Below are 15,605 nucleotides of genomic sequence, written 5' to 3'. Positions count from 1 at the left end.
GTGACTGCGTTTCAGAGCCTATTCGGTTGTCCGCGGCTGCGTGGGGGCATGCAGCGCGCGCATGATCAGAAGTTACCGGCGAAAATCTGTCCTGTGGACGTGACTTTGCTCGGTACCGGCGGGCCCTCGGGGCTGCCCCGGCCCTCCTGCCCCTGTTCCTCGTGTGCCGTCGCGCTCGGTGGCGACGCCCGTGCCGCCACCGCGCTGCTCGTCGACGGGGCGCTCATGCTCGATCTCACGCCCGGTGTCGCCTTCGCGGCCGCCCGGGCCGGGCATTCGCTCGGCGGCGTACGGCAGGTGCTGTTGTCGCATCCGCACGACGGGCCCGCCGTGGAGGTGCCGGCGGGGCTGCCGCAGCCGGGCCGGGTGCCGGACGGGCGGGAGTTGGCGTTGCTGACGGGGCACCGGGTGCGGGCGGTGGCGATGGACGCGCCCGGCACCGGGTACGCGGTGACCGGCCCGGACGGGCACCGGTTGCTGTATCTGCCGCCCGGGGGCGCTCCGGCGGGGCTGGAGGAGAACGGCAAGGACGTCTACGACATGGTCCTCGCCGATGTCGTGGGGCGGCCGGACGCGCTGGCCAGGCTGCGGGCGGTGGGGGCCGTGGGGCCGACCACCGATGTCGTCGCCGTGCATCTGGACCACGACGTGCCGCCGGGCGGCGAGTTGCGGCGCCGGCTCGCGGCGGCGGGCGCGCGGGCCGTGCCCGACGGGACGACGCTGACCGTCGGCGCCTACGAGGACGTACCGGATGTGCCCCGGCGGACGCTGGTGCTGGGCGGGGCGCGGTCCGGGAAGTCGGTGGAGGCCGAACGGCGCCTTGAGGCCTTCCCCGAGGTGCTGTACGTGGCCACCGGCGGGACCCGGAACGGGGACGGCGAGTGGGCGGCGCGGGTCTCCGCGCACCGGGAGCGGCGGCCGAACTCCTGGCGTACGACCGAGACCTGCGACCTGGTGCCGCTGCTCGCCGGCGAGGGGCCGCCGCTGCTGATCGACTGTCTGTCGCTGTGGCTGACGGACGCGATGGACGCCGTCGGGGCGTGGGACGACGCGGAGTGGGCCGGGGGCGGGGAACGGGCGCTGCGCAAGCGGGTGCGGGAGTTGACGGACGCGGTGCGGGCGACCCGGCGGACCGTCGTCGCCGTGTCGAACGAGGTGGGGTCGGGGATCGTGCCCGCCACCGCGTCCGGACGCCGTTACCGGGACGAACTCGGGCGGCTGAACGCGGCGTTCGCCGCGGAGTGCGAGCAGGTGCTGCTGGTGGTGGCGGGGCAGGCGCTGGTGCTACGGGGCTGAGGGCCGCGACTGCCTGCGGGCGATCACGCGCGTCGTCCTCGCCAGGCGGTCGAGGGCGGGGTGCCGGGTACTGGGGAGGATCGTGCAGTGCGCGGCCTCGAGTTCCCCGCGGAGCGCGTCGGTGGCTCCCTCGGTCTCCACCAGCACATGGCCGCCCGGGCGGAGGAACGCCAGGACCGCGCCGAGCTCCGCGACCGGCTTCAGGACGCTGATCACGTCGTAGCGGGCGGTCAGGGCCTTGCTGAGGTGCGGGGCCGCCGGGGTGCCGAGGTAGGCCTCCTCCAGGCGCTCCGCCTCGCGGGCCACCAGCACGGCCGTGGTCGTGTCGAGGCCGTCGAAGGAGGTGTACGGGAAGAACGCCTTGGCCTCGGCCGGGAAATGGGCCTCGCCGGTGCCGACGTCCAGCCAGCTCTCCGGTTCGGGGTTCAGGCGCAGCATCGCGCGGGCCGTGGAGCGGTGGCGGCGTCTGCGGTCGAGGTCGGCGAGTCGGGCGCGCAGGCGTTTCATGAGGGCTCCCTGAGGCATACGACATTCCGCTGCAAAACGGAACGTATGGGATCTCGATCTTGGGAGCAACGACGTGAGGTGTGCGTGGTGCCCCTGTGCCGCCGTCCTGTTCGACCGGTGCCGGTACTGTTCGGCGAATGAGCTCGCTTAATCTCGACGACTTCTCCGATCTGATCGAGCGCCCCGACGGCGGGGTGCGCCGCGACGCCGAGGCGCGTCGCGAGCGCCAGATCGTGCCGCCCGGATCGCTGGGCCGCCTCGATGACCTGGGTGAGTGGCTGGCCGCCGCGCAGTCCGCCGTGCCGGTACGGCCGGTCGAACGACCGCGGGTGGTGCTCTTCGCCGGCGACCACGGCATCGCCGAGCTCGGCGTCTCGGCCCGACCGGCGGGCAGCGCCGGGGAGTTGGTGCGCGAGGTGCTGGAGGGCGGGCGGCCGGTGTCGGTGCTCGCCCGGCGGCTCGGGGTCCCGGTGCGGGTCGTCGACTTGGCGCTGGACACCGACCCGGAGACGCTGCCGGAGGACGTCGTACGGCATCGGGTGCGGCGCGGCAGCGGACGTATCGACATCGAGGACGCACTGACCCCGGAGGAGGCCGAGGCGGCGTTCCGGGCCGGGATGGCGGTGGCCGACGAGGAGGCCGACTCCGGTACGGATCTGGTGGTGCTCGGCGATGTGAGCGTCGGCGGGACCACGGCGGCGGGCGTGCTCATCGCCGCGCTGTGCGGGACCGACGCGTCGGTGGTGACGGGGCGGGGCGGGCTCGCGATCGACGACCTGACGTGGATGCGCAAGTGCGCGGCGATCCGGGACGCGTTGCGGCGGGCGCGGCCGGTGCTGGGCGATCAGCTGCAGCTCCTCGCGACCGTCGGCGGCGCCGACCTCGCCGCGATCACCGGGTTCCTGTTGCAGGCCGCGGTGCGGAAGCTGCCGGTGATCCTGGACGGCGTGGTCGTCGCCGCCTGTGCGCTGGTCGGGCAGCGGATCGCCTTCCGGGCGCCGGACTGGTGGCTGGCGGCGCACGACTCCGGGGAGCCGGGGCAGGCGAAGGCGCTGGACCGGATGGCCCTTGAACCGCTCCTCGACCACGGGGTGCGGGTGGGAGAGGGCGCCGGGGGGTTGCTGGCGCTGCCGCTGGTGCAGGCCGCGGCGGCGTTGGCGGCCGAGCTGCCCGAGAAGCCGGCGGTCGAGGAGGAGCCGGAGGACGAGCCGGAGAAGGAGGAGTAGGCCCGGGCCGGTTCGGCACCGCCGGGATCCGCCGCCGTGGCTGAGCGCCGTTGCGACGGGGGATACTTTTATGATCCCAATTCATGGGATACGCCCGATTTGCCGTCTGGTACCTCCGGCTCGTCGCGTTCGTCAACTTCCTCAGTGCGGTGTGGGTGTCCCTGGGGCAGGACGTACGGCGGCACAACCAGCAGGATCTGTTCACGCCGTATCTGCTGACCGCCGGCTTCGCCTCCGGGGTCTTCACGGCGTTCCTGGCGATCACCATGCGGCGCCGCAAGCGGGCCGCATGGCTGCTCAACCTCGGGCTGAGCGGGGCGTTCCTCGCGCTGCTGGCGTTCGCCATGGTGTTCCCGGAGATCCGGCGGCACCCGCAGAACTGGGTGTCGCTGGGCCTGACCGCCGCCTTCGTGGGCACGCTGGTGCTCGGGCGGCGGGAGTTCTACGCCAAGGGTGACCGGACCAACCCGAAGCTGGCCGCCGCCGTCGGCGCGGGCGGGCTGCTCGCCACCTCACTGCTGGCGGCGCTGCTGGTGACGGTGACCAACGAGCGGCGCTCCACCTTCGCCGCCTGCTGGCGCTACGGCACCCTGCGCCTGGTCTCCATCACCGACTTCCGCTCCCCCGGCATCGCCACCCCCAACTGGGTCGACGTCACCGTCAACGGGCTCAGCACGGTTCTCCTCCTCGCCGTCCTCTACGCCGCCTTCCGCTCCCGCCGTGCCGTCGACCCGCTCACCGACGACGACGAGAAGAGGCTGCGGGAGCTGCTCGACCGGCACGGCGAGCGGGACTCGCTGGGCTACTTCGCGCTGCGCCGGGAGAAGAGTGTCGTCTGGTCGCCGAGCGGCAAGGCCGCCGTCGCCTATCGCGTCGTGGGAGGTGTCTCCCTGGCCTCCGGAGATCCGCTCGGCGATCCGGAGGCCTGGCCGGGTGCCATTGAGCCGTGGCTGGCCGAGGCCCGGGCGCACGGGTGGATCCCGGCGGTGATGGGGGCGAGCGAGGAGGCGGGGACCGTGTACGCGCGGCACGGGCTCGACGCGCTGGAGCTCGGGGACGAGGCGCTGGTGGAGGTCGCCGACTTCACCCTCGAGGGGCGGGCCATGCGGACCGTGCGGCAGGCCCACAACCGGGTGCGACGGGCCGGGTACACGGTGCGGATCCGGCGGCACGAGGAGATTCCGGCCGCGGAGATGGCCGCGCTGGTCGAGCGGGCCGACGACTGGCGCGACGGGGCCACCGAGCGCGGCTTCAGCATGGCGCTGGGGCGGCTCGGGGACGCCCGGGACGGGCGCTGCGTGATGCTCGAATGCACGGACGCCGAGGGCGGGTTGCGGGCGCTGCTGTCGTTCGTGCCGTGGGGGCCGCACGGGCTGTCGCTCGATCTCATGCGACGGGACCGGGACTCCGACAACGGACTGGTCGAGTTCATGGTGATCGAACTGCTGCGGCGGGCCCGCGAGATCGGGATCACTCAGGTCTCACTCAACTTCGCGATGTTCCGGTCGGTCTTCGAACGTGGTGGACGGCTCGGTGCGGGACCGGTGCTGCGGCTGTGGAGGTCGCTGCTCAGCTTCTTCTCGCGCTGGTGGCAGATCGAGTCCCTGTACCGCGCCAACGCCAAGTACCGGCCCATCTGGGAGCCGCGGTTCCTGCTCTTCGAGAAGAGCGCGGACCTGCCGCGCATCGGGCTCGCCTCGGCGCGCGCGGAGGGGTTCCTGGAGCTGCCGGGGCTGCACCGGACACACCTGGAGAAGCACAGATGACGACACTCGCCCGCTGGGCCCGTACCGAATGGGGGCCGCTGTACGCCGCCGTGCGCGGGCCGCTGGTGCGGCGGCGGTGGCGGGCGGCGCCGATGACGGTCGGGGCGGTGTGTCTGACGGCGGTGCTGCACCTCGTGCACAACCAGTCGTGGGGCTTCCGTTTCGTCGAGGACGTAGGGGCGGTACGGGCCGAGGACCCGCTCTGGCTGGCCCTGCTCCGCACTCCCCTGTCGCTGTTCGTCCCCGCCCTCGACCTCCCCGTCTGGGGCGCGCTCGCCCAGATCCTGCTGGTCTTCGGCATCGCGGAGATCTGTCTGGGCTGGTGGCGCACGCTCGTCATCGCGTACGTCGCCACGCTGGCCGGCACGCTGTATGCGCGCGTCGGCATCTGGCTGGGCCCCGACAGCCCGTTCGGCCTGCCCGCCTCGGACGCCCTGGTCGTCGACACCGGCCCGTCGGCGGCGGTGGTGGGGCTGGCCGTGTTCCTGGGGTGGCGGTACCGGGCGTACGTCACCGCGGGCGTGGTGATCGTCGCGATGGTGGTCGAGGTGGTGCTGAAGGACAACCTCGCCGGCAAGGAGCATCTGGCGGCGATCGTGGCGGTGCTGGCGCTGTGCGGGGTGTCGGCCCTGCGGCACCGTCACCGGCGGCCGGCGTCGAGTGCGGGGTCCGGGTCGGGTTTGCCGCCGATCAGGTCCTCGAGGCGGCGGCGGGGGCCCGCCCAGCGGCGGTCGTGATGGTAGGCACGCAGGATGGCCTTGGCGCGGGCGCGCGGGCGGCGGCGGTAGAGGCGGCGGGCCCAGGGTGAGCCGGGCCGGGCGAGGCGGACGAGCCCGATGATGCCGACGAACGGGACGACGACGCTGAAGATCGCCATCCGGGTCTTGCCCTTGAGGAGCACACCGAGGGCGAAGAGGAAGTTGACCAAGACGGTCGAGATGACGCTGCCGCGGTCCTTGAGCTCGTCCTGGCTCATGTCGTTGACCCCGAACGGCGAGAACCCGGACAGCATCAGCCCCACCAGCGCCGCCGTGAGGACGACCACCTCGACGCTCTTGCGCCCCTCCTCCGTCCAGTACACGTCGTCCAGGTGCAGGATCAGCGCGAACTCGTCCAGCACCAGACCGGCGCCGACCCCGAAGACCACCGCGAACGCCGCCGACCCGAAGCCGTGCCGGCCGCTCGCGACCGCCCCGAAGCCTCCGAGAACGGTCAGGATCACGCCGGGCACCACATGGTGGATGTGCACCCCGCCGGAGCTGATGTTGCCGAACGGCCCCTTGCCCGCGCGGATGAGCCGGGTGATGACCCGGGTGACGAGGAAGGTGACGACGAACGCGGTCAGGGCCAGGAGCAGGGGCAGCTTGCCGGGTTCGACGATGTTGCGGTGCAGCCAGTGGCCCATGGGCCCAGTCTCGGACAGGGAGGGAGGGGGTGCCTGGCGGGTGCGGCGACCGGGCTACGAGGACCCGGGGGGCGGGCTGCCGGGCGGGCGCGATGGCCGGGCCACGAGGACCCGGGGCGGTCTGCAGGACGTTTGCGGCGACCGGCCACGAAGACCCGCGGGCGAGCTGCCGGACCGGCGCGATGGCCGGGCCACGAGGACCCGGGGGTGGGGCTGCCGGGCGGGGGTGGTGGTCGGGCTAGTCTTCCGGGCGTGTCCACGTCCCCGCAGCTCCACGGCCGTCTCGATGGCCTTCGTTTCGCTTTCGGCACCCTGAGTGTGCTCCCCGTCCGGGTGAGCCGCTGGGACCGGGAGGCGGCGCGCGGCGGCATGCTGTGCGCCCCGCTGGTGGGTGTGGTGATCGGCGGGCTCGCGGCGGGCGTCGGGCTCGCGCTGCTGTGGCTGGGCTCGGGGGCGCTGCTCGCCGCGGTCGGCTCGGCCGCGGTACCGGCCGTACTGACCCGGGGCCTGCATCTCGACGGCATCGCCGACACCGCCGACGGACTCGGCAGCGGCAAGCCCGCGGAGGACGCGCTGCGGATCATGAAGCAGTCGGACATCGGGCCGTTCGGGGTGATCACCCTGGTCTTCGTGCTGCTGGGCCAGGTGGCCGCGCTGGCCCGGGCCTACGACGACTCATGGGCCCGGGGCGCCGTGGCCACCGTCGTCGCGGCGGTCGTCGCGCGGCTCGCGCTGACCCTGGCGGCCCGTACCGGGGTGCCGGCCGCCCGGCCGGAGGGGCTGGGGGCGGCGGTGGCGGGGGTGGTGCCGGTGGCGGGTGCGGTCGGGGTCGCCGTGGCGGTGCTGGTGGCGGCGGGCGCGGGTGGGCTGCTGACGGGGAGCTACGGCCCTGTCGTCGCCGTGGTCGTCGCCCTTGCCGCCTCCGAGCTGCTGCTGCGGCACTGCACGCGCCGCTTCGGCGGGATCACCGGGGACGTGTTCGGGGGGCTGGCGGAGACCGCGGCGACGGCGGCGCTGGTCGTCCTCAGCCTCGGTACCTAACAGGCCCGGCGCCACACCCCCAGCTCGTACTTCTTCGCCATCGAGCTCAGCTTCAGCCGGCGCGACTGTGCGCAGAACGCGCTCGTCGGCAGCTCGTACTCCACGTGGAACACGGCCTTCCCCGCCTTGATGAACGGGGTGTTGGCCTCGCACTCGTCGTACTGGGCGCACTGTTCGTTGACCGCGAAGTCGAAGTCGTCCACCAGCTGCGGGATCTGGTCGAGGTCGTTCTTCAGGCCCACCGCCATGCCCCGGTCATGGGCGAGCTTCGCGACCAGGCGGTTGTAGCGGAGCTGGTCGGAGGCCTTGAGGGCGAAGCCCGTGCGGTTCTTGTAGCCGTCCATGTTGTCCGGCTCCACCGCGTCGAAGCCCTTGTCCCGGCACATGTCCATGCGGGCGGCGATCAGCGGCTCGAGGACATCGACCTGCCGGACGTCCAGCCAGCGCTCGCCCTCCCAGCCGTTGCCGCGGCCGATCACCGACTTCGGGAACTTCTTCGCATCGGGCCGCCAGTCCTCCCAGGCGCCGGTGGAGAGGTAGCAGATCACCTTGCGGTCCTCGCGGTGCAGGGCGGTCACGGTCGCCTTGGGCTGGTCGAAGCCGTCGATGTCGTAGACCGGGACGTCGACGGAGGTGTCGATCGTCTTGCCGCTCAGCTGCCACTGCCAGGCCAGGCCGGGCGTCGGCTGCCAACGGGGGCTCGGCTTTCCGTCCTGGGCCGTGGTGCAGGCGGCGAGGAGGAGGACGGGGAACAGCCACAGAAGGCGTTTCACTGAGCGGGCTCCAGAGCGTGGGGCAACGTACCCCAAGGATGATCACCCATCCCGGGCACCCCGCAGTACAGATCCGCCCCGTGCACCGCGAGATCCGCGCCACGCGGGACGCCGTGGACGAGATGGCAGAGCCGTACGCCGGTGCCGCCGCGCCACTTCGGTGGGCCCAGGTGGAGGTACGACGTCCAGGGGCCCTCGAACGTCACGAGGACGTCGGCGATGCGGGCGTAGCAGGGGTGCGGGGCGGTGCCGTGGTTGAGGGCGAGGGTGCCGGGGACCGCTGTCGCGAGGCGGCGGTAGTACGGGAACTCGGCTTCACCTGTGGCCACTTGGTCCAGGAAGACGCCGTCCGTGGCATACCAGTCGTGGTGGTGGGCGAGGTCGCGGACGACGTCGGTGTGGGGGCGGCGGGCGTAGGCGGTGTCGACGTAGCCGAGTGTGCGTACGCCGGCGGCTTTCAGCCGGGTGGCCAACTCCGCGAAGGCCTCGTCGGGGTGGTCGCCCGGGCCGCTCGCCGGGTTGAGGACGACCGCGTAGAGGTGGGGGGCCGCTGCGATGACCGCGTCCCATTCCCGGGGGCGGACGGACGGGTGCTCGTAGTACGGGAGCAGGAGGTTCGTCATCGGTGGGCGGTCGCTTTCCCCAACAGGGCGCAGGCCAGGGCCGCTTGGGCCGTGGCGGCGGTCGCGTACACGGTCAGGGCGGTCAGCAGGGCGAGTGTCTGGGTCAGGGCCGCCGTGCAGCAGATCGCCGTCGTGGTGACGATCGCGCCGAAGGACTGGAGCAGCAGGGCCGTCCACAGGACTGCGCCGAGGAGCAGCAGGGGTGCCGGGCTGATGCCGGTGGCCAGGGCCAGGGCGAGGAGGGTGAGGAGGTAGGCGGTGAGGCAGTGCAGGAGAGTGCGGGTGGTGGTGCGGCGGAAGGCAGTTGGGGTGGTGGTGGAGCGCAGGGCGGTGAGGGTGGTGCTTCGGAGGCGGTGGAGGAGGTATTCGGCGGGGCCCATGCTCAGGGTGAGGACTAGGGCGGTGAGGGTGTCGGCGAGGGCTGCGTGGAGGACCAAAGTGCCGGTGGCCAGGCCGAACAGGGCGTAGGGGAAAGACCCTAGGAGCGGGGGGCCGGATGTTGTGCGGCGGCTGCGGGTGCGTTGTGGCTGGTCGCGCAGTTCCCCGCGCCCCTTGGCAGCGTTGCCCCGAGGCATGACTTCAAGCAGCCCCAGGATCGTCACAGCCAACAGGGAGCCCAATAGCAGGATGAGTCTCGCTGCGCTCGGGATGGGATGCAGCAGGGTCAGCATTGCTCCTGCCGCCATGGGCGACAGGGCCAGCAGCAATGCTCGTTCACGAGCCCGTACCAGCAGGATCGTCGATGCCCCCAGGTACACGGACTGGCCCGCCGCGAAGAGCACAGCCCCGTCTGCCAGGCCCGACACCAGCCACGCCACCAGCGCACCCAGCGCCACCCCCGTCGGCGCCCCCAGCAGCAGGCTGCGCTTCGCTGCTCTCTCGTCTCCCAACCCCAGCCAGGTGTACGCCCGATGGGCCAGGCCCTGGTTCCAGGTCCAGCCGGTCAGGGCGCTTGCCAGGAGAGGGAGCGGGGCTGCCGCGCCGAGTACGTAGGCGAGGCCGGGGAGGGCGAAGAGCACGCCCCGGAGCAGGCAGGTCAGCAGGCTCACCCGCCACGGGTCCTGGAGTGGGGTCGCCGGCTCGGGGTGGCGGCGGGCGACGCGTTCGTAGAGCTCCTCGGCCAGCGCGAAGGAGTTCTTCACGCCGTACCGCTCGCGTATCTGGTCGTCCGACAGGCCGTCGGACTCCAGGAGCGCGGCGATCTCGTCGGGGTGGACCGCCGCCGCCACGAAGTCGTCGAGGCGGGCGGCGAGTTCGTCGATGGGGTCGGGGCCGGCCCAGCTGGGCGTGGTGCGTTGCCCGGGGATGGCGGGGATGGTGGCGGGGCGGGCGCCCGGGGGGAGCCAGATCGAGCCGCTCACCAGTCGGTTCCGTCCGTCGCGACCGCCGCGTACCAGGGGTCGCGCAGTTCGAGGGTCCAGTCGGTGACGGTCTCGATCGTGGGCTCGTACACCTCGGGCAGGCCTGCCAGTTCCTGGTAGATCGTGCGGAAGGCGTCCACCGAGCGGCGCAGCGTGAAGCGGTCGATCACGCGCTGGCGGGACAACTCGCCCAGCTTCAGGCGGCGTTCGTCGTCCTTGAGCAGGGTCAGGGCCGCTGCCGCCATCTTCTCCGGTTCCCTCGGGGGGACCACCAGGCCCGTGTCGCCGACGGCCTCGCGCACCCCGCCGACGTCCGTCGACACCGTCGTACGGCCGCAGGACATGGCCTCGATGATGGAGAACGGGAAGCCCTCGGAGATGGAGGAGAGCATCACCACGTGGCCGGCGGCGTAGGCGCGCCAGACCTCGCTGATGCGGCCCTCGAAGGTGAGGCCGTCGGTGACGCCGAGTTCGGCGGCCAGCTTCTCCAGGCGGGTCCTGTAGTCCTCGCCGCCCGGGGGGACCGGTCCGAACAACCGCAGGCGGGTTTCCGGGAGTTCGGCGCGGACCATGGCGTAGGAGCGGATCAGGGTCTCCAGGTCCTTGATGGGGTCCACGCGGCCGCACCAGGTGAGGGTGGGGACCTCGGGTTCGGGTCCCGCGTGCGGGAAGGCGGCCGGGTCGACGCCGTTGTAGACGGTGCGGATCTTGTCGGCGTCGGCGCCGCCGCGCTCCTCCCAGCGGCGGTTGTACTGGTTGCAGGGGGTGATCAGGTCGGCGGCCCGGTAACCGAGGGAGTTGAGCTCGCGGTAGAAGCCGAGCATGAACGCCTTCACGGGCCAGCGCTGGGCGTCGGAGCGGTAGCCGAGGTAGCGCTCGCGGAGGTAGATGCCGTGCTCGGTGAGGAGGAACGGCACCCCGTCGAGGGCGTGGGCGGCGAGGGCCGGCAGGGTGGCCAGGCCGCTGCTCACGGCGTGCGCCACCGAGTCCTCCGGGATGCGCACGCCCAGGGGGCGCAGGGCGTGTTCGAGGAGGTCGGTGGCGGTGAGGGCGTCGTGGACCGTGGGGCGGGCGGCGGCCGTGGGCAGGTGCGGCATCGTCCAGATCCACATCAGGGAACGCAGGGCCGGCTCCGTGCGCAGGGCCGCCGGCAGCCGTCCGTCGCGGGCGAGTCGGGCCAGGTCGTAGAGGGCGTCGCCGAAGTCGTGGTGGTCCCCGGTGGCCGGGTCCAGGAAGGCGAGCAGGAAACGCTCGTAGGAGTCGAGGAAGCGGCGCCTCGCCCTGCCCGTCGGGGCCGACCTGCGGCCAGGGCGCGGGCCCCAGGTGGGGACGGAGGTGTGGCGGTAGACGTTCGGCGGCAACTCCCAGGTCACGGGTTCGCGGCCGCTGCCGGTGAGCGACAGGATGTGGAAGTCGACCTCCGGCATGCCCTTGACCAGCTGGTCGCACCAGGTGCTGACGCCGCCGTGGACGTGAGGGTAGGTGCCTTCGGTGAGCATGGTGACGTGACGGCCCGTTCGCATAGCCGCGCGTGTTCCCCCCTGTTATGCGGATGTGGTGGGGGACTGCGGACCGGACCCCGACTGCGGGTTCGTCGTGGCCGGTCGCGCAGTTCCCCGCGCCCCTGTGGGCGTTGCCGCTTACGGCAGTTTCAGAGTCAACGCCGACTGCAGTGCCGCAGGCGTCCCCCAGGCCGAGCGCCTGCCCGCATACGCCGTACCGAAGGTGGTCGTACCGAGAAGAAGCTGCTGCTTCGTGCCCTCCGGTGCCGTCACCGGGATCTGCGTCCCGCTCGGGGCCGTGATCGTCACCGTGTTGCCGACGCGGTACGCCGTGACCTTGCCGGAGGCCAGCGCGGCCTGCCAGGCGGCGCGGCGCTGGAGCTCGGTGCCGATGGCGGCCTGGGCCAGGTTCTCCAGCGGGGTGTCGTCGGCGAACAGGGCCTGGTAGTCGGCCAGCACCTTGTTCAGGACCGGGTAGAGGGTGCGGTCCTCGGCCAGGTTGGACTGGTGGGCGTAGTGCGGGCGCGGGTCGCCCGAGATCGCGTGCCCGAGGGCGGTGCGGGCCTCCTGCGGGACGATGTACGACCGGTAGCCGGTGGCCGTGTCGAGCGGCGCGGGCAGGCAGGTGGAAGAGGGGTTGTTCTCGCACAGGCCGCTGCCGCCGTCGGCCGCCGAGGTGTAGATCCAGTTGTACTCGTCGGCCATCTCCGCGTCGGTGCCGGTGTTGTAGTACACGTTCATCGGGTAGCGCGGCACGGTGAGGGCGCCGCTGCCGACCGAACGCTGCTCGGGTTCACGGGAGTTGTCCGAGGCGGTCCACTTGACGCCGTTCGCGGAGAGCGCGCCCGCGAGGTTGGGGTTGTCGTCGGGCTGCTGGGGCAGGGTGCGCAGGCCCGAGTGTTCGCCGGTGACGAGTTCGGCGCGGTTGAGCGGGAGGCCCTTGCCGACGCCCCAGTTGTAGTTGTCGCCGATCTCCGCGGAAATCTCGGCGCGGCTCAGGTACCGGGTGCTGCCGTCGGCGTTCTTGGCGCAGCTCCACGGCACGCTGGTGGTGTCCTGGACGCAGCCGAGGAACTTGTGCGTGTAGGTGTGGTTGATCCAGCGGTACTTGGCCTTGTCGGCCAGCAGTTGGGCGGCGAGCGCGTCGGTGCCGCCGTTCTCGGTCTTCCACTCCTCGCCGGAACCGGCGTTGTAGACCATGTCCAGCTTGAAGCCGTGCTCCTGCTGCCACTGCGCCGCGTACTGGGCGTCGGCGGCGGTCATCCGGATCGGCACGGTGCCCGCGCCGTCGCCGCCGGGGCAGGTGAAGTCGCCCGGGGTGCAGTTGTGTGCGGTGTCCCAGCGGCTGTCGGGGGCGAAGACGTCGTCGACGTGGACCTCGAAGTAGTTGCGGGCCTGTCCCAGGTGCACGCCCTGGGTCAGCCACTCCACGATGCCGCGGGCCAGCACCCGGAACTGCTGCTGGTACTGGTTGTAGGCGAAGGTCACGACGAGTTCGCGGCGGCCGTCGTGCGCGTACTCGCCGATCAGACTGCCGCGGCCGGTGCCGCCCGGCACGGGCACGTCGACATAGCTGGTGAAGCCGGTGCGGGGAGTGGCGACGAAGCCGTAACTCTCCTGCGTCGAGGCCGAGTTGTCCTCGAAGGTGACGGCCCCGTCGAGATAGCCGAACCAGCCCGCCCTGCCCGCCGTGGTGACGTCCGCCGTCCGGCCGTCCAGCGTCCCCGAGTACGCGCTGTAGTCCAGGCCCACCTCCGGGTTCGCCCAGGTGTAGGCGTCGACCTGCGGGATGCCGTACGTCTTCTCGTACGTCTCCAGCGCGGTCTGCTCCGCCGAACCGGCCCCGAACGGGGCCTCGTTGGGCAGCACGACGCCCTGGTACCGGGCCCGGGGCGTGCCGTTGACGGTGTCGGCGAGGAACGCTGCCGTGATGGCGGGGCGGTTCGCGTCGTTCAGGTCGACGGTGGTGTACGGGATGCCGGTGTTCCTGAGCTGAGCGGTGATGGCCTGGACGGGGCTGTCCCCGTTGTCCACGACCAGCACCTTCAGATCGATGCGCGGTGTCGTCGCCGCGGTGGCACCGGGCGCCCCCAGGCCCAGCGCCATCAGTCCCGCCGCCGTGGAGACGGCGGCGACGGCCTTCCATCTGTGCGCACTGTGCGCCATCGGGTGTCCTTCCCCCCAGAAGATCCTCGTGCGGCCCTTTTGCGGGCAATCCGGGGAGGATCCGTGGAAATGATGCAAAGCGGCGAACAGAGCGTCCGCCGGAACACAGCGAGTGTGGCTGAGGTGACGGGGTGTGAGAGCCGAGAAGCGGCCACGACGCCACCCACAGGTGAACGCCCGTAGGAATGAGCGAAACCGCGCCACGCGCGTAGGCTCGTTCCGGGTGTTCATCGACGGGGTGAAGGCCCCGGTCGATGCCGCCCCCTCAGTCAGATCTAGGGTCGGCTGTCGGGCCCGGTCGACCCACCCGCTCGACCACTGGAACTTCACATCGGAAGCGAGATTTCACCACCGTGACTGCTCTCACTCTCAGCACCGCCGCGGTGCCCGGCCTGCGGGCCGACGCGATCGTGATCGGTGTCGCCAAGGGCGCTGCATCCCGGTCCGGGGGCCTGGTCGTCGCCCCCGGCGCCGAAGCCGTGGACAAGGCCTACGACGGCAAGCTCGCCGGCGTCCTGGAGACCCTCGGCGCCTCCGGTGCCGAGGGCGAGGTGACGAAGCTGCCCGCGCCCTCCGGTTTCAAGACGCCGCTCGTGGTGGCCGTGGGTCTCGGCCCGGAGCCCGAGAAGGACTCCTCCTTCGACGCCGAGGCGCTGCGCCGGGCCGCCGGTACGGCCGCCCGCGCGCTGAACGGCTCGAAGAAGGCCGCGTTCGCACTGCCGGTGACGGACGCCGCGGACGCCGGTGCGATCGCCGAGGGCGCGCTGCTGGGCGCGTACTCCTTCGACGCGTACAAGGAGAACGGCAAGGACCCGAAGAAGGGCAAGGCGCCGCTCGCCGAGGTGGCCCTGCTGGGCGGCAAGCCCCGCGACCGCGCCTACAAGGCGGCCGTCGAGCGTGCCCTCGCGGTCTCGGAGGAGCTGAACCGCGCTCGAGACCTGATCAACACCCCGCCGAACGACCTGTACCCGGAGGCCTTCGCCGCCATCGTGCAGGCCGCGGGCAAGGAGCACGGCCTGAAGGTGCAGGTGCTCGACGACAAGGCGCTGGTCAAGGGCGGTTACGGCGGCATCCTGGGCGTCGGCGGCGGTTCCGAGGCGAAGCCGCGGCTGGTGAAGCTGTCGTACACCTCCTCCAAGGCGAAGAAGCACCTCGCGCTGGTCGGCAAGGGCATCACGTACGACTCGGGCGGCATCTCGCTGAAGCCGGCCGGTCACAACGAGACGATGAAGTGCGACATGAGCGGTGCGGCGGCCGTTTTCGCCGCCGTCGTCGCGGTCGCGCGGCTCGGTCTCGACGTGAACGTCACCGGCTGGCTGGCGCTCGCCGAGAACATGCCGTCGGGGTCCGCGGTGCGCCCGGGTGACGTGCTGCGGATGTACAGCGGCAAGACCGTCGAGGTCCTCAACACCGACGCCGAGGGGCGGCTGGTGCTGGCCGACGCACTGTGGGCGGCGTCGCAGGAGAAGCCGGACGCGATCGTCGACGTGGCGACGCTGACCGGGGCGATGATGCTGGCGCTGGGCAACCGGACGTACGGGATCATGGCCAACGACGACGCGTTCCGTACGGCCGTGCACGAGGCCGCGGAGGAGGTCGGCGAGCCGGCGTGGCCGATGCCGCTGCCGGAGCACCTGCGCAAGGGCATGGAGTCCCCGACCGCGGACATCGCGAACATGGGTGAGCGGATGGGTGGCGGGCTGGTCGCCGGGCTGTTCCTGCGCGAGTTCGTGGGCGAGGGAATCACCTGGGCGCACCTCGACATCGCCGGACCCGCGTTCAACGAAGGTGGGCCGTTCGGGTACACGCCCAAGGGGGGTACGGGTACCGCTGTGCGTACGTTGGTGCGGCTTGCGGAGCTGACCGCTGCGGGTGACCTGGGGTGATGTTCGCCCAGTAGCTCGGTGCCATCGGTTGTGTGGCGTCTGCAGGGGCGTGG

General features: G+C 72.0%; 13 protein-coding genes. 6 read left to right on the top strand and 7 right to left on the bottom strand.

Features of this window, described 5'->3' with window-relative positions; all coding sequences use genetic code 11:
- Positions 1 to 93: 93 nt before the first annotated feature.
- Positions 94 to 1,296, top strand: coding sequence for a bifunctional adenosylcobinamide kinase/adenosylcobinamide-phosphate guanylyltransferase (locus tag ACFUO4_RS15975; RefSeq protein WP_383484705.1), 1,203 nt, complete (start codon positions 94 to 96; stop codon positions 1,294 to 1,296).
- On the opposite strand, the gene ACFUO4_RS15970 is transcribed toward ACFUO4_RS15975, so the two are convergent.
- Entirely contained in the window at positions 1,285 to 1,803 is a 519-nt protein-coding gene (locus tag ACFUO4_RS15970) for a methyltransferase domain-containing protein (RefSeq protein WP_383484702.1), read from the bottom strand. The two genes, ACFUO4_RS15975 and ACFUO4_RS15970, sit on opposite strands and share 12 nt — an antisense overlap.
- A 137-nt stretch (positions 1,804 to 1,940) precedes the next feature.
- Between ACFUO4_RS15970 and cobT the strand changes: the two genes are divergently transcribed.
- The 3 genes from cobT (at position 1,941) to ACFUO4_RS15955 (ending at position 5,532) form a co-directional block, all read left to right on the top strand.
- Positions 1,941 to 3,029, top strand: a complete 1,089-nt coding sequence (gene cobT / locus ACFUO4_RS15965) for a nicotinate-nucleotide--dimethylbenzimidazole phosphoribosyltransferase (RefSeq protein ID WP_383484699.1) — start codon at positions 1,941 to 1,943, stop codon at positions 3,027 to 3,029.
- 83 nt (positions 3,030 to 3,112) lie between these two features.
- Positions 3,113 to 4,795, top strand: a complete 1,683-nt coding sequence (locus tag ACFUO4_RS15960) for a phosphatidylglycerol lysyltransferase domain-containing protein (RefSeq protein WP_383484696.1) — start codon at positions 3,113 to 3,115, stop codon at positions 4,793 to 4,795.
- Positions 4,792 to 5,532: a hypothetical protein gene (locus tag ACFUO4_RS15955; RefSeq protein ID WP_179143341.1), complete on the top strand. Its 741-nt coding sequence runs from the start codon at positions 4,792 to 4,794 to the stop codon at positions 5,530 to 5,532. Before ACFUO4_RS15960 ends, ACFUO4_RS15955 begins: the two co-directional genes overlap by 4 nt.
- On the opposite strand, the gene ACFUO4_RS15950 is transcribed toward ACFUO4_RS15955, so the two are convergent.
- The gene (locus ACFUO4_RS15950; protein WP_383484692.1) at positions 5,436 to 6,200 is read right to left on the bottom strand and encodes a hypothetical protein; all 765 of its coding nucleotides are present in this window, start codon (positions 6,198 to 6,200) and stop codon (positions 5,436 to 5,438) included. The genes ACFUO4_RS15955 and ACFUO4_RS15950 overlap by 97 nt on opposite strands.
- A gap of 252 nt (positions 6,201 to 6,452) precedes the next feature.
- On the opposite strand from ACFUO4_RS15950, the gene ACFUO4_RS15945 reads away from it, so the two are divergent.
- Positions 6,453 to 7,241, top strand: coding sequence for an adenosylcobinamide-GDP ribazoletransferase (locus ACFUO4_RS15945; protein ID WP_383484689.1), 789 nt, complete (start codon positions 6,453 to 6,455; stop codon positions 7,239 to 7,241).
- Here ACFUO4_RS15945 and ACFUO4_RS15940 read toward each other — a convergent pair.
- The 5 genes from ACFUO4_RS15940 to ACFUO4_RS15920 all read right to left on the bottom strand — a co-directional run bounded on the left by ACFUO4_RS15940 (position 7,238) and on the right by ACFUO4_RS15920 (position 13,666).
- Entirely contained in the window at positions 7,238 to 8,014 is a 777-nt protein-coding gene (locus ACFUO4_RS15940) for an endo alpha-1,4 polygalactosaminidase (RefSeq protein WP_383484686.1), read from the bottom strand. The two genes, ACFUO4_RS15945 and ACFUO4_RS15940, sit on opposite strands and share 4 nt — an antisense overlap.
- Entirely contained in the window at positions 8,011 to 8,637 is a 627-nt protein-coding gene (locus ACFUO4_RS15935; protein WP_383484683.1) for a spherulation-specific family 4 protein, read from the bottom strand. Before ACFUO4_RS15935 ends, ACFUO4_RS15940 begins: the two co-directional genes overlap by 4 nt.
- Positions 8,634 to 9,998, bottom strand: a complete 1,365-nt coding sequence (locus ACFUO4_RS15930; RefSeq protein WP_383484680.1) for a hypothetical protein — start codon at positions 9,996 to 9,998, stop codon at positions 8,634 to 8,636. The genes ACFUO4_RS15935 and ACFUO4_RS15930 overlap by 4 nt, the downstream gene beginning before the upstream one ends.
- Positions 9,995 to 11,521 (bottom strand): GT4 family glycosyltransferase PelF, encoded by a 1,527-nt coding sequence (gene pelF, locus ACFUO4_RS15925; RefSeq protein ID WP_128112364.1) that lies wholly within the window; start codon positions 11,519 to 11,521, stop codon positions 9,995 to 9,997. Before pelF ends, ACFUO4_RS15930 begins: the two co-directional genes overlap by 4 nt.
- 117 nt (positions 11,522 to 11,638) lie before the next feature.
- The gene (locus tag ACFUO4_RS15920; protein WP_383484676.1) at positions 11,639 to 13,666 is read right to left on the bottom strand and encodes a hypothetical protein; all 2,028 of its coding nucleotides are present in this window, start codon (positions 13,664 to 13,666) and stop codon (positions 11,639 to 11,641) included.
- Positions 13,667 to 14,019: 353 nt separating this feature from the next.
- Here ACFUO4_RS15920 and ACFUO4_RS15915 point away from each other — a divergent pair, with 353 nt between their 5' ends.
- Positions 14,020 to 15,552, top strand: a complete 1,533-nt coding sequence (locus ACFUO4_RS15915) for a leucyl aminopeptidase (RefSeq protein ID WP_383484673.1) — start codon at positions 14,020 to 14,022, stop codon at positions 15,550 to 15,552.
- Positions 15,553 to 15,605: the final 53 nt, after the last annotated feature.

Source organism: Streptomyces sp. NPDC057280 (assembly GCF_042668605.1).
Taxonomy (GTDB): Bacteria; Actinomycetota; Actinomycetes; order Streptomycetales; family Streptomycetaceae; genus Streptomyces.
Note: the sequence above shows the minus strand (reverse complement) of the source record. Positions and strands in the feature narration are given on the sequence as shown.